Raw genomic sequence first — 14,265 nt, 5'->3', positions numbered from 1 at the left:
TCATGACTGCTTGCTCCAAGTGCGATCGTCCTATCTGTCCCCTAAAACTACACACCTTACTCATCAACTATTTGCGGCTTAGAGGACGCTTAATCGTATGGCTGGAGAACTAAAACCGATCTCGGCGAGTAACTTTTACTTTGAAATTGATGGCATGACCGATATGCAATTTAGCAAAATCGGCGGGGTCAAATTTGAGGCAAAAGTTAAAGGACAAGACAAACCGCTGATGTCTACCAAAGGCGGAAAATCCATTCGCCAAATTAACTCAGCAGGCTTTGAAGGACTTTTTACCCTGGATGTTTCCACCCTGATGAGTGGAGACGACGACAGCACCAGCAAAAAAATGTATGCCTGGTTTAAAAAGTGTCTTCCAGGGGCTGAAAAAGGCGAGGGCAAGTGGGGCGAGAGCAAAAAAACAGGCTCCATTACTGCCTATGATACGGATGGCAAAGAAGTGATGCGCTGGAACCTCAAGGAAGCGTGGCCATCTAGCTACAAAATTGGCGATTTAGATGTAAATGGCAACGACTACATTGAGGAAACCTACACCCTCACCTGCGAAAACCTGAATCGTGAAACGTAAAAAGTCAGCACCATCAACATCACTATTAATGAATCATGCTTCATAGAAACTAGGGAGTTAGGCAATGCCAGAATTTATTTCAAATGCCAAGTTTTACTTTGAAACCGATGGATTAACCGATTTGCTGGTGCAAAAAATCAGCGGAATGCAAATGAAAATGACTGTTGCTGGGGGAGATGCTCCAATTGGCGTAACCAAGGATGGCAAAACCCAAACCCAGGCAACCATCGGCGGCGTAGAATGCTCTGAAATTACGATTGAATGTGTGGCAACCGCTGATTCAAAGAAATTGCTGGATTGGTACAACAAATGTCACGCTGAAGCGCTTTCGGGCGGCAAGGCAGAAGGTCGGAAAAGCCGCAAGTTGGGAAAAATTGCGATTTACGATGGCGATGGAAATGAGAAAGTTCAGTATGAGTTAACAGACGTGTTTCCTACTAGCTATGCCACTGGAGATTTATCAGCCGGGGGTGGAGATTTGCTGACTGAAACTGTGACTCTGGGATTCACCTATTTTGAACGGAAAAAGTAGGGGCGGGTTATCAACCATAGTGTCGAATTGTAGAGTTGCTGGCTAAACCCGTCCCCCAGTGGGAAATTTTATTCAAAGGTTTTTTACGGTGCCAGAGCTAGAGTTTCCTGAAATTTTGACCAGTTCACGTTTCTATCTGGAGCTTAAGCTGGATGGCAGCAAAGATTCAGTGGACGGATATTTTATGGAATGTAGCGGCTTTCAAACCGCACAGGACACCATAGAAATCTCCGAGGTCACGCCGCAATTATGGGGAAAAAGCGGCAATACCAAAGGGCGCGTTATTCGCACCAAAGTTCCGGGTAATGCAACTTATACAAACTTGACTTTGCGGCGCGGGTTAACCTGTTCAACAACCTTGTGGAATTGGGTGCAGTCGGTGCAAAACAGCGGTTGGGCAACGCAACGGCGCAACGGTGCGCTTGTGCTTTACAATCAGGCAGCAGAGGAGCAATTTCGCTTTGAGTTTAAGGGTGCTTGGCCTGTGTGCTATAAGATCTCGGATGTGAGTGCCGCTGGAAGTGAGCATGAAATTGAAGAAATTGAAGTTGCGATCGAAGAATTGAAACGGGTGTCACCCACTACCACCAATGCAAGTTGATTTTGAGTTTGAGCTACCGAAGGGCTACCTGGATGCAGAGGGTAATTTGCACCGCAAGGGCGTGATGCGGCTGTCGCGGGCGATCGATGAGATTGTGCCCCTGCGTGATCCACGGGTAAAGTCAAATCCTGCCTATGCCACCGTGATTATTTTGTCGCGGGTGATCACAAAATTAGGAGCCTTGGAAGAAGTATCCCCCATCGTTGTGGAGGGTTTGTTTGCCTGCGATCTCAGCTACTTGCAAAAGTTTTATCGCCAAATTAATGAATTGGAAATACCTTAACTTGGTTATGGAGGCAGGGAACGTTGGTGACAGCGACAGAATTTAACTTTACGCTCCCCAAGGGATTGATTGACGCAGACGGAACGGTGCATCGACACGGCATCATGCGACTTGCCACCGCAAAAGATGAAATTGCAGTGCAGAAAGATCGGCGCGCTCAAGACAGTGAAGCCTATGGATCGCTGATTATGTTTTCGCGAGTGATTACTCAATTGGGGCAGCGATCGCCTGTCACGCTGGAGCTTCTAGAGAATTTATTTACAAATGACTTGGGTTATCTGCGGGAGTTTTACAATCGGATTAATCAACAGGAAACAGCGGAAATTCCGGTGCGTTGCCCAACCTGTAGTACTTCGTTTAAAGCGGAGTTGTCGCTAGCGGGGGAATTGTAGGCTACCCCTCGGCTCAGCTTTATGAGGAGGTAGCCTGTATTGCGTTTGAGTTTCACTGGTCGTTAGAGGAGATTTTGGTTCTGGAACATGGCGATCGCCGTCGTTGGGTTACAGAGATTGGCAAACTTCGGCAGCAACTGTCGTAATACTACAGCAACGCTATGAATCTTGATTCTGCTCAACCGATCAATCCTGACCGCTTGCCGCCCAAAGTGCTAAAACGAATCTTGCGCGATCCGACACTGATGGAAAAATTGAGCGATCGCGTGTATGAATTACTGCGAGACGATTTACAACGACAGCGTGAACGCAACTATGGCTATGGGAGGCGCTTCTAATGGTAGCCAACAGCACTGAATCCTTTGGACTTAACTACATCACAGGCAATCGCTTTTATGTCGGGTTAGAAACCTCTACCGTTTCCGCATCGTTTACAGAATGCGAAGGTTTGGGAGTCACGGTTAACTATGAAGCATTCCATGAGGGCGGTGTGAATGACCAGAAGCGCATCTTATTAGGGCAACCCGACTTTTCGGAAGTGACGCTGAAACGCGGCATGACAGATGATCTCGTCTTTTGGAATTGGGCAAGCCAGGTGATGAAAACAGACTCGCAAAAAGCGATCGAGCGGCGCAATGTCAACATCGTTCTGTTCAATCAGGCTGGAGAAACGATGCAGTGCTGGACGCTGATCGGAGCGGTGCCTGTGGGTTGGAAAGCTCCTGCTTTGGCAGCAGACTCGACCAATGTGGCGATCGAAGAGTTAACGCTGATCTACGAAGGCATGAAAGTGGCGAAGTCAGGCACAGCATCAGCTTCGGCTCTCAGCGGTCGTCAGAATGGCTACTTTGGTAGTGAATAACTATGTCTGATTCCGACACGCCACCGATTCGCGATTCTGCAAAGCAGATCCCTGATGGGAATCGCCCCGATTTGGACTTACCAGCCGAGGAACCTTTGGGGCTGAAAAATCCGCTGCTGCCTGCGCGATCGCTGGGACTCAATCAACGATTTTTAGTGCCTTTAGGTGCCCAATCACTATCCGTTTTAGATGCTTCCATTTTTCAAAGCGATCGCATCCAACGCGATTTTTTAGACAGCCCTTTTCAAGATTCTCCATTTTTCTCAACTTCTGATATAGCTCCTGCTTTTGTTCCTGGAAACCCTGGAAACAGCGAAGATCAACAAGCCCAAGGCACCATTCAATCACAACCATTGCCAGCAACATCAACAAGTTCGACATCCCTTAAAAATCAACTGTTGAGAACTGATGGAGTGCCGCAAAGAGAAATGCAGGGGCAGCGATCGCCGTCTTCTGAACTCAGTTTAACGGTAGAGGAAGTGACATCAACTTCGTTACAGCGATCGCCGCTACCTTCTGAAACTCAACAGTCTGCTTCTGAACCAGATATTCAGCGATCGCACGATGAAATCACTGTTCCATCTTCTGAAGTCGTTTCTGAGTCATCGATCCAGCTTCAACCGATATCCAAACAATCAAACGAACTAGATCTTGCTGCTGAACCAGTCCAACAGTCGAATTCTGATGAAAAAAATCAGCTATCCTCTTCTGAAGCAAGCCAAGTAAAAGAATCTCAACCTGATAGCCAACCTTTACGAGTTTCATCAGATAAAATTCAATTATCAACAGATAAAATCTCTACTTCATCTGCTGAAAACATCTCTGAATCATCAACTCAGCTTCAGTCAATATCTAATCAATCGAGCGAATTAGATCTTGCTCCTGAAACGATACATCAGTTGAGTTCCGATGAAAAAAATCAACCCTCTTTCCCTGAGATAAACCAGATAAAAGATAGTATTCAGCCCTTACAAATTGCTGAACCTGACATTCAGCGATCGCACGATAAAACCTCTGTTTTGCCTTCTGAAAACGCAACTGAAGCACTCAGTCAGCCTCAAAAACTAACCAATCAAACGAATGAGTTAGAATATAATGTTGAACCTGAATATCAGGCAACTCTTAGCGATACTATACAGCTATTTTCCTTGGATGAAAATCAGGTAGAAACTCTTCAGGCTTCACAAAATTCTAATTCAACAAAACAGCGACCGCAAGAAGTAAGTTTTAAGCAATCTTCTAATCTATCAATTCAGCCTCAGCAGTTATCTAGTCAGTCTAACAACTTAGAACTTAATAACCTAGAGTTTAGCAATTTAGAACCTGGTAGTTTAGAACCTAATAGCGCATCAATACAGCAAACAGATATTCGTGCAAATAATCAGCCAAAGTTCACTGATGATATCAATCTAAAGAGTTCTCAATCTATCATCCAGGCTGAGCGATCGCAAAACTTTAGAACTTCGGAAATAGCGCCTGCTCCATCAATTTCTGATACTTCAACAATTGCATCTGAAGTAGTTATTCAACCTGCGCGATCGCTCTCATCATCTGCAACATCTTTAGATTCTGCTCAGCCAGTTGAGAGTGGCGAAATTATAGAACAGGCTAACTTAGGATTAGAACCATTTAATTCGGAACAGATAACTTCTAGCAATGATAGTCTGTCCATTCAAGATTTCAGCATTAATCACGAAGTTCTAACGACATCTGCCGAACCTTCTGTCGATGTAACGACTCCAATAGCAAGCGAGATTGTTCAGCTAAAAACAATCGCGGCAAATATGGAGAATGAAATCATCCAGCCAAAGGCGATCGCTGCAAACGATTTACCCAATGATCAAGTATTGACCCATTCAGAAAATTCAGTTCAGCAGTCTACTTCCAACGCGATCGCATCCCCATTACCGCTAGATTCGATTGTTGCAACATCATCGCAAAGCCAACTTGAGAGCAATGAATCAGTTCTACAGCAATTGCCTATTTCAGCACAAGCACAGATAGTAGAAACACCAGAGATTGAATCAAAACTCGCTGATGCAATACAAAAAAAGGAACGTATAGAAACTGATAGTTCTCTAGGTCAAACTCTAGAATCAGTGATTGCGCCAGCCGTCGAGCCATTCGCTATATCCAACGAAGCGCCAACCGTTCAAACTGCTCAAGAACCTGCGATTCGCGAAACGTTAGCGAAGCTTTCCACAGGACTTCCTAGAGAAATCGCACCTGAATCTGATCTCCAATCAATCAAAAACACAGAAGCTACTCAGCCTTCCTTAGATTTAATTAGTACTGAGAACTCAAACTCTTCAACAACGGCTCAAATGTATCCAAATGATTTGAGCAATACTTCTGCAAATCAATCATCTACAATATTTACATCTACTCCAACAGAATCTAGTCAGTCATCAGAATCAGCATTATCTAATTTTCAACAAGCAGAAAATGCACCGATGATACAGCCGCAGTTAGTGGAAAACGGTGTCGAGGAAATCGGGCGACCTGATGCTATACCATCGCCTTCTTTTGAGATATTGGAGGTAATTGAAACCAGTGCGCGATCGCCTTCAGAACCCACTATTTCTCTCCAAGCCGCAACTCAAGATTTCTCATCCGCAGAACTTGTAAACTCATCAATAGATACTCAACTCTCATTAGATTCTCTAGATCAACCCGTTGCCAACTCAACCTCTTCATTGTCATCAAATACGCTTGCTGAACCAACTACACAGCCAGCATTAGAAACCGTTGGAGAGCCTATACTACAACCACAGCGTGAAATGATTGCAGCTATCGATGGATTTTCATCGACTACAGAGCAGCCTTCGAGCGAGGAGGTGTCGTTCTCAACTGAGGCGATAGCTGAAACGTTGCCGGATGCAAACGAAGCGATCGCTCCTGTTGTCACTAAAGAGGATCAGCAAGCGAACTCAGCCGTTTCTAGAGCGATAGACTTATCAACTGAAACTGCAAATTCTGAAGCCGCCAATCCTGATATTTCATTACAAACTTCCTTGGAAGATCAGGCAAAATTACTTCAACTAAAAGCATCTAGTGAGAACACTAATTCTCAAGATAGCAATATCGCTCAAGCTTTTAATACATTGCCTGATGTCGAATTAAATCAACGCAATCATAATTATGTTTCTAACCAACGCCCTGAAATATCTACAAGCGATTCTCAGCAATTATTAAGGACAGTAGATGATTTCACTAGCCGAGAAGTTGAACGCAGTCAAAGTAGCTTTGAACAAGCCCAAGCATCGACTGAAAAAGTAATTTCTGAAAGAGCGATCGCGCCATCAGATTCAACCGTTCAAGAATTGCAACTTGACAACAACGAGACTATTCAAAAAACACCTGAAATAGGGGTTAGCCAACCCGCTACTTCGACAGAATCGACTGAGGTTAGCGATCGCGCAACGAATCAAAACTTTCCTGAAACCCCAATTAAGCAACCATCATCTACCGATTTAACATCTGTTCAGGCAAACCCCAATTCTTCAGAAGATTCTACTGAAATTAGCGATCGCGCAACGAGTCAAAACTTCCCTGAAACCCCAATCGAGCAACCATCATCTACCGATTTAACATCTGTTCATACCGATTTAACATCTGTTCAGGCAAACCCTGGTTTATCAGTTCGCAAAAACCCGCCCATTATTCAAGAGACAGGCGTTATCCAAACTGAAACAGTCGAACTTGCTCAGGAGTTTATCAGTGCATCCAATACTCAATTCAACCCGCTTGAAATTATCTCAGAGAATTATGTAAAAACCGAACCAGCACTACAACCTCAATTAGAGAACTCAATATTATCGGTTTCACATGATTGGGTAAAATCAACAGAATCGGCAACAACCGAAACTATTTCGGCTTCTTCAGATACTTCATCTTCTTTAGAGGAGATAGAGCCTATTTCGATTTCCTCAGATACTTCATCTTCTTTAGAGGCAGTTGATATAGCCCCTTCAACAATTGATGTCTCGGCAATATCAAAAGATTCACTCCAGGCAATGGGAAGCCTTCCTAAACAGTCTGTTGATGTTAGCGAATCAATTTTGCCGTCCGATACTGCAATACCTCAAACCTCTACTGAGCAAACAGAGGTTTTTGAAGAGCCAGTTATTGAACCTATTCAGCGATCGCCAGAACTATCTTTAACCCAAAATACTGATTTAATCACAGCAGATTTAGTTGCAAGAGAATCGGTAGTTAAGTTAGAAACTAATTCAGCAAGTGAGACTTTATCACAATTTTCTCAAGACCATTCTTTCCAAGCGTCGAATACGACTCAAACTAAACTGCAATTAGAACCAGCATTAATGTTGAAAGAGGAGACTGAGCAAACAATTCAACAGGCAGAAATAGCCTTCAATAGTCCAGAGGAGACTATTGAACGAGGATATCAACAAGTAAAATTACCATCAATTATAGAAGAACAGTCGCAGGGAGGAATTCAACAGGCAGAAATAGCCTTTAATAGCCCAGAGGAAACTATTCAGCGGGAAAATCAACAAGCAGAATCTATATCAATTACAGAAGAACAGTTTCAACAAAACATACAACGTTTACCGCTTCAAGTAGATGATAAACAAACAGAAGTAGAGTCGATTATTCAGCGATCGCCCATTTCAGAGAATACCGCGATCGCTTCACCTACGCAGCCTCAATTCACCCCAGCGAAAACCAGTGAATTGTCGATTCCACAATCAGATTTCACAAGCGTAGAACAAAGCGATTTATCATTTACAAATCAAGCCGCTACGCCTCCAATCACTTCAGAGTCTAGTATTGATCAGGTGCTTGATCTAAAACGCGACAGTCTTGTTCAAATTGATTCTGCCAGATCAACTCAGTCAAATGTTAGCGATGAGTTGCCAACAACTATTCCAGCAGAGTTAGGTGTTCAACTGTCTGTGCAAAAGGCAACTACCCTTGAAGGGTCGAAAGCTGATTTGCAGAAAGCTGATTTGCAGATTCAACGACAATCTAGCCGCGATGCTAGCCGTCTGAGCGTTAATTCATTACAGAAAACTGAAGCGATTGAGATCGACTCATCTACTGAAGAAATTCAACGTTCTATCGATAATCATTCTGTCGATGACACCGAGATCGCCCAGAATCCAGCACAGGCGATTGAGATCGACTTATCTACTGAAGAAATTCAACGGTCTGTTGATAATCGTTCTGTCGATGACACCGCGATCGCCCAGAATCCAGTACGCTCAAATAACGACGTTTCAGCGACTTTGCTACTCAACCAGCAAGTGAATTTTGAGCAGTTTAATTCTGAGCGATCGCAGGATGGGCGATCGCAACCACTCGATATCACAACTTCAAATGTAATAGCGCCTCATTCATTGCCACATCCTTTTGATATCGTATCGTCTAGCTCTGAAACATCCATTCAGAGATCTTCAGCATCTCTAGAACCTTTAAACACAACCCTAGATAGCTCGGCAACAGAGACTAATCAGCCAGACTCTATGCCGCAGTTACCTCAAGTGCTGCAAAATTTGACGGTGTTGCGATCGCTGACTCAGCCCCAATCATCAGACAGAATCGACACTACAGTTCAGACGAAATCGCTTCAATCACAGCCACTTCAGCCACAACCAATTCAAGTACAACCGATTCAGGTACAACCGATTCAGGCAACGGACACGCCCAATCGTCCCTTGATTCCTGCAATTTCAATAGCCAATATTTCTGCCGAATCACAGATTGATCAATCGGTGCTAAATCATAAGCCGGAGCCTGTCAAAGTGGCATCCCTGTCTAGCGATCGCATTTCCCGCCAGTGGTCAACATTGAATGAACTGGTTCAAGGACAAACAACCCCCACTCGACGACTTTCATTGACTAAGACTGCGCCATCTCAAAAGCCTTCATCTAGCATGAACTCTATGATTCAAGCAAAATTTTCAGAATCCTCAACACCCGTGCGCGTTACCCGACAACCCTCGTCAACAATTAGACGACAGGGCGACGAGTTTCAAGATGAAGACTTTGATGATGTTGATTACCTGGAAACCTTAGCCCAAGCGATTTACGATCGCCTCCGCCAGCGCATGAGAATCGAGCAAGAACGACATGGACGCGATTACAGCGGACGGCTACCTTGGTAGATTAAAAAGTAAAAAGTAAAAGAGTAAAAACATGTCATTGGTCAAAGCAAAACTAGTTTCTACAGACGGTGGGGGCACGATTGAATTTATGTTCAACCCCACTCAGCTAGCGTTTCGGCAACGGATTAATCTCACGAAAAATAGCGGTGCCCGTACCGGAAGAGGATTGCCAAAAGTGAACTTTGCTTATCCTGATCCTTGCACATTAAGCATTCATGACTTGATGTTGGATTCTTATGAAGAAGGTGGTGGTAAAAGTATTTTGCCTAACCTCCAGCAGTTTGAAAAAGCCGTGAACTTTGCGGAAAGTGGCGAAGGGAAAGAGAAACGTCCACCGACCTATGTTTTCACTTGGGGCAGTCATCAATTTATTCGATGTTTTGTGGTGGAATTTACCTACACATTGACGATGTTTTTGCCCGATGGCACGCCCGTTCGAGCAAAGGTCGATTTAGAACTAGAAGAAATTGATGAATCGACTTCTCAACCGGGAATGGGCACCCCTGCTACGGTCAATCGCTCAGGAGATAATCGCAGTAGTCGTAAAGGAGGTTAACCCATGCCCGGAACCTATGCATCCACACTCACTTTGAAAATTGATGGGCAACCTGTCTCCGCAAGTTTAATGGAAGATATTTTGCAACTTTCTGTGGAAGAAAGCTTGCACTTACCAGGCATGTTTACGCTCGTGATTCGCAACGATTATGCCTCTGCTCGTAGTGGTGAAAGTCTTTGGCTGTATGACTCCACATTTGAAATGGGTAAATCAGTTGAAATTGGGTTCACTGCCAGCACCACTGAAAATGCGGCTTTTGATGATGTCAAAACGGGAATTTTGTTGAAGGGAGAGATCACGGCGATCGAGGCGCACTTTAGCCCCGAATCCCAGGCTCCCGTTGTGATTCGGGGGTATGACGTGAGCCATCGTTTACATCGAGGGCGCTTCAACCGTTCCTTTCAAAATATGAAAGATTCCGATATTGTGAATCAGATTATCGGCGAAGCAGGGATTGCGGCTGGCACGGTGGATGATACAGGTGGACCCTATGGGTTTGGCGATCCGGTTGGCTATGTCTTTCAGGAAAACCAAACGAACATGGAATTTCTGCGCGAACGGGCGGCTCGAAACGGATTTGAGCTATTTGTACAAGATGGCAAACTTAACTTTCGTAAGCCGATCGCAGGCGATTCGCTTAACCTTCAGTGGCTAACGGATATTACCAGTTTTCAGGTGCGGGTCAGCAGCGCTGAACAGGTTGATTCAGTGGAAGTACGCGGCTGGAATTATCAAGCAAAGCAGGCAATTATCTCAACTAAATCGGCTCAAACAACTCAAGTGATCACCTCTACTGACTATGGCAAAGGTAAAACAGTTAGCACAAAGTTTAGCGCCACGCCTAAGATGATTGTGGTGAATCAACCGATCTCATCTAGCCAGGAATCAGACGCGATCGCCCAGTCACTTTATAACGAACTGTCTGGCGAGTTTGTGCAGGCAGATGCTAAAGCCGAAGGCACCCCAGCGATTCGACCCGGTAAAGTGGTTCAATTGACTGAGATGGGCAAATATAGCGGCAAGTATTACGTCACCGAAACGCGCCATGTATTGCAGCAGCGGGTGTATGTGACGGAATTTAGCGTTCGGGGGCTGCGAGATGGTGATCTGCTGACGCTGATGGTGCCGCAAACCCGTCTTCAGCCGGGACAAACGATGTTAGTGGGCATCGTCTCCAATAACAAAGATCCGAAAAAATGGGGTAGGGTGCGAGTTAAGTTTCCCACCCTGACGGAGGATCATGAAAGCGAGTGGGCAAGAATCGTGGCGATCGGTGCGGGTAGCAATCGCGGCTTTGATTGTTTGCCAGAGGTCAACGATGAAGTGCTAGTGGGCTTTGAGCATGGCGATATCCATCGTCCATTTGTGATTGGCGGCGTTTGGAATGGCAAAGATGCACCGCCCACCACAGTAGATAATTCGATAGTCGGTGGCAAAGTGCGCTTGCGAACCATTAAAACTCGCACCGGACACACTCTGCAATTTGTGGAAGAAGACAAAGATGCCAGCAAGAAAGGAATTTATTTAGATACGGTTTATGGACATAAATTGCACATAAACGATAGCGATAAAAAAATCGACATTAAAACCAATGGCGGACACCAAGTTCTGCTGGATGATCAAAATAAAAAAATCGACATTAAAACCAGTGGAGGACATTCTTGCAAGCTAGATGACACCGCCCGTAAAATCACTATTAGCGGCACCAGCCAAATAGAAATAACGGCTCCACAGTCTATCACCCTCAAAGTTGGGGCGAACAGTCTAGAGCTTTCCATGACCAATGCAACTCTCAAAACAGCGACCAGCACGGTAGATTTGGGTCCCGCAGGCATTAATGTAACTGCGAATGGCGGCATGACGACGGTAAAAGGGGTGACCACAACTGTGAAGGGCGATACCATGGTGGCTGTGAATGCACCGATCATCAATTTAGGTTAGAAGGTTTTGAGTTTTGAGTTTTGAGTGAGGAAAAAGTTGATGCCACTACAAACCTGCATGGGTGCCACGCTACAATGCATCCCCTTTGGAGTTGCGCCTAGTACGCTGATTGTTATTCCAAAAGGAACTCCAGTGTTGGTGAATGGTTTGTTGGCTGCCAGTATCATGGATTTTGTGCCGATCGCGAATATTCTCCCTTTTGGCATGTGTACCTCGATCGCAAATCCCACGGTTGCCGCTGCCACAACCGCCGCTTTGGGGGTGCTAACACCCATGCCTTGTGTCCCGGTAACTGTTGCCCCTTGGTCACCAGGAGCGATGAAAACAAAAATCGGTATCTTTCCAGCGTTGCCCAACACTGCCATCTGCAACTGTGCTTGGGGCGGCGTGATCAAAATAACGGCTCCAGCGCAATTCACGGTGAACGTCAATTAACCAATAAAAAGTGTGATAACCAACGCCTTCACAATTTTTGATTTGTGAAAATTCCTCTGATGCGCGAGAATATCGGCAGAATTATTTTTTGCTAGTAACGCTGGAGTTTGGGCTATGGGTCTGCGATCGCACGCTCAAAAAAAGGTTCCGCAACAGTCCGCTTTAACCCCAGTTCAAAGTCAAGTGCGATCGCGTCCCTTTGCTGTTCAACCTCAACCTGAAACTAGCCAGCAAGAAACTCCTGATCTGCAAACTCAAATCGAAACCGCACAGCGTTTTGGTCACAGTTTCTCCAAAATTGCAGCCTCCAAGACAGCAATCATTCAACCCAAGCTCACCATCGGCGCACCGGGCGACAAGTACGAGCAAGAAGCCGATCGCGTCGCTCAACAAGTGGTGCAGCGGATTAATGCACCGGATGTGGAGCGATCTCAGCTAGAACAATCAGTTCAACGGGAAACTGTGCCCGAAGAAGAGGAACTTCAGATGAAACCTTTGGCAGACCAGATCCAGCGAGTGGAACTGCCCGACGAAGACAAACTGCAAATGAAACCCGATGGTCTTCAACGAGAAACGATGCTGGAGGAAGACGAAGAGCTTCAAAAGTCACCCATGCTGCAACGACAGGCAAGTGAAGCAGCACTTCCCGCAACTACAGAATTAGAAAGCGCGATTCAACAATCGCGGGGTAGTGGACAAGCCCTCACAGACACCATTCGTCAGCCCTTAGAACAAGCCTTTGGCAACGTGGATTTTAGCGGGGTCAAGGTTCACACCGATGCCCAATCCGATAAACTCAACCGTTCTATTCACGCTAAAGCCTTTACCACCGGACAAGATATCTTCTTTCGCCAAGGAGCCTATCAACCGGAAAATCACGGAGGACAGGAGTTGATTGCCCACGAGTTGACTCATGTGGTGCAGCAGAATGGGGGCACAGTACAGCGATCCCAACGAGAATTTGTGCATCAAAGGTCAGCGTCCACAGCCTTATCACTCCCAAACATCACCGTCCAACGAGCATTAGGCATCACTGTCGATCAGTACAAAACAGCTTCGGATAGCAAAGGGAGCGGTTCACGGAAACGAGTGAAAGCGGTCGATCGCGCACTCGCTGATTATCATCAAGACGCACCCAGAGATCGTCTGGGTATCAAATCAAATGGTGCAATGACTCCAGAAGAATTACAAGATACAAGACATCTGCTAGATAATTTAATGGTTGAGATCGATACCTATTTGGCTCTGGGCGACATTGCTGAAAAGCGCAAAGAAGGCACCTACGCGCTACGTGTACACGTGCAAAATGAGCGTATGTACGTGACTAAGAGTTTAGCGAATAAGGGAGGATTCTCGACTAAAGCTCGAGACAACGAAGTATCAGAAGCGGTGAAAACCGATCCAGCCTCCTTTATCAACTGGTTGGGAACTCATCCAGAATATTTAAAATGGGCAGGTCAAGGGGCAGGTGCTTGCATCACTTCAGTAGAAGCGCTGGAGCCGATGTTAAAAGCAATATTTAAAGACGTGTATGTGAAAGGGCTGTTGGCATTTGCTACTTCAGATGCTACGAAAGTAGCGAATCACTTTGTCGTTGTGGTAAATATCTCAGGTCAGGATATTGTGGTTGATCCAACGCAGATTCAATTTTTGGGCGGTAACCCGCAAGTTGCCGCAGAAGCGACATGGCGACAGCGATTGCAAGCGGTGAAAATTGCATTTGCAGGATCGGATTACGAACCTGCCCAAGTGATTAAAGTGAAAGATTGTGGGAGTTGTGCAGAGGCGATCGCCTTTGCTGGGGAAGACCGCCGCAAAACGGTACAGCTTGTAGATGTCGCCGGAGAAGCGGATCTTTAATCCTATGACTTTAATCCTATGACTTTAATCCTATGACTTTAATCCTATGACTTTAATCCTATGACTTTAATCCTATGACTTTAATC

General features: G+C 45.4%; 13 protein-coding genes. All 13 read left to right on the top strand.

Features of this window, described 5'->3' with window-relative positions; genetic code table 11:
• Positions 1-97 precede the first annotated feature (97 nt).
• The 13 genes from AB3R30_RS06100 (at position 98) to AB3R30_RS06040 (ending at position 14,179) form a co-directional block, all read left to right on the top strand.
• Complete coding sequence (locus tag AB3R30_RS06100) at positions 98-586, top strand: phage tail protein (RefSeq protein WP_458648263.1); 489 nt, start codon at positions 98-100, stop codon at positions 584-586.
• Between the two features lie 64 nt (positions 587-650).
• Positions 651-1,118, top strand: a complete 468-nt coding sequence (locus AB3R30_RS06095) for a phage tail protein (RefSeq protein ID WP_458648262.1) — start codon at positions 651-653, stop codon at positions 1,116-1,118.
• Between the two features lie 88 nt (positions 1,119-1,206).
• The gene (locus tag AB3R30_RS06090; protein WP_458648261.1) at positions 1,207-1,719 is read left to right on the top strand and encodes a phage tail protein; all 513 of its coding nucleotides are present in this window, start codon (positions 1,207-1,209) and stop codon (positions 1,717-1,719) included.
• Positions 1,709-2,002 (top strand): hypothetical protein, encoded by a 294-nt coding sequence (locus AB3R30_RS06085; RefSeq protein ID WP_458648260.1) that lies wholly within the window; start codon positions 1,709-1,711, stop codon positions 2,000-2,002. Before AB3R30_RS06090 ends, AB3R30_RS06085 begins: the two co-directional genes overlap by 11 nt.
• Positions 2,003-2,028: 26 nt before the next feature.
• On the top strand, positions 2,029-2,394 hold the full coding sequence (locus tag AB3R30_RS06080; RefSeq protein WP_458648297.1) for a phage tail assembly protein: 366 nt from the start codon (positions 2,029-2,031) through the stop codon (positions 2,392-2,394).
• Positions 2,388-2,540 (top strand): DUF6760 family protein, encoded by a 153-nt coding sequence (locus AB3R30_RS06075; protein WP_458648296.1) that lies wholly within the window; start codon positions 2,388-2,390, stop codon positions 2,538-2,540. The genes AB3R30_RS06080 and AB3R30_RS06075 overlap by 7 nt, the downstream gene beginning before the upstream one ends.
• A 15-nt stretch (positions 2,541-2,555) precedes the next feature.
• Complete coding sequence (locus AB3R30_RS06070; protein ID WP_458648259.1) at positions 2,556-2,732, top strand: hypothetical protein; 177 nt, start codon at positions 2,556-2,558, stop codon at positions 2,730-2,732.
• Positions 2,732-3,256: a phage tail protein gene (locus AB3R30_RS06065; protein WP_458648258.1), complete on the top strand. Its 525-nt coding sequence runs from the start codon at positions 2,732-2,734 to the stop codon at positions 3,254-3,256. Before AB3R30_RS06070 ends, AB3R30_RS06065 begins: the two co-directional genes overlap by 1 nt.
• Before the next feature lie 2 nt (positions 3,257-3,258).
• Complete coding sequence (locus AB3R30_RS06060; RefSeq protein WP_458648257.1) at positions 3,259-9,387, top strand: hypothetical protein; 6,129 nt, start codon at positions 3,259-3,261, stop codon at positions 9,385-9,387.
• A gap of 31 nt (positions 9,388-9,418) precedes the next feature.
• Complete coding sequence (locus tag AB3R30_RS06055) at positions 9,419-9,943, top strand: CIS tube protein (protein ID WP_458648256.1); 525 nt, start codon at positions 9,419-9,421, stop codon at positions 9,941-9,943.
• A 3-nt stretch (positions 9,944-9,946) separates the two neighbouring features.
• On the top strand, positions 9,947-11,884 hold the full coding sequence (locus tag AB3R30_RS06050; protein ID WP_458648255.1) for a VgrG-related protein: 1,938 nt from the start codon (positions 9,947-9,949) through the stop codon (positions 11,882-11,884).
• 39 nt (positions 11,885-11,923) lie between these two features.
• Positions 11,924-12,319: a DUF4280 domain-containing protein gene (locus AB3R30_RS06045; protein WP_458648254.1), complete on the top strand. Its 396-nt coding sequence runs from the start codon at positions 11,924-11,926 to the stop codon at positions 12,317-12,319.
• Positions 12,320-12,433: 114 nt separating this feature from the next.
• Positions 12,434-14,179 carry an eCIS core domain-containing protein gene (locus AB3R30_RS06040; RefSeq protein WP_458648253.1) on the top strand — a complete coding sequence of 582 codons (1,746 nt, stop codon included), beginning with the start codon at positions 12,434-12,436 and terminating at the stop codon, positions 14,177-14,179.
• Positions 14,180-14,265: the final 86 nt, after the last annotated feature.

The organism is Sivoneniella epilithica UHCC 1019 (genome assembly GCF_040830845.1).
Taxonomy (GTDB): domain Bacteria; phylum Cyanobacteriota; class Cyanobacteriia; order Leptolyngbyales; family Leptolyngbyaceae; genus ULC077BIN1.
The sequence above is the reverse complement of the archived record's forward strand: the minus strand, read 5'-3'. Positions and strand labels throughout refer to the sequence as shown.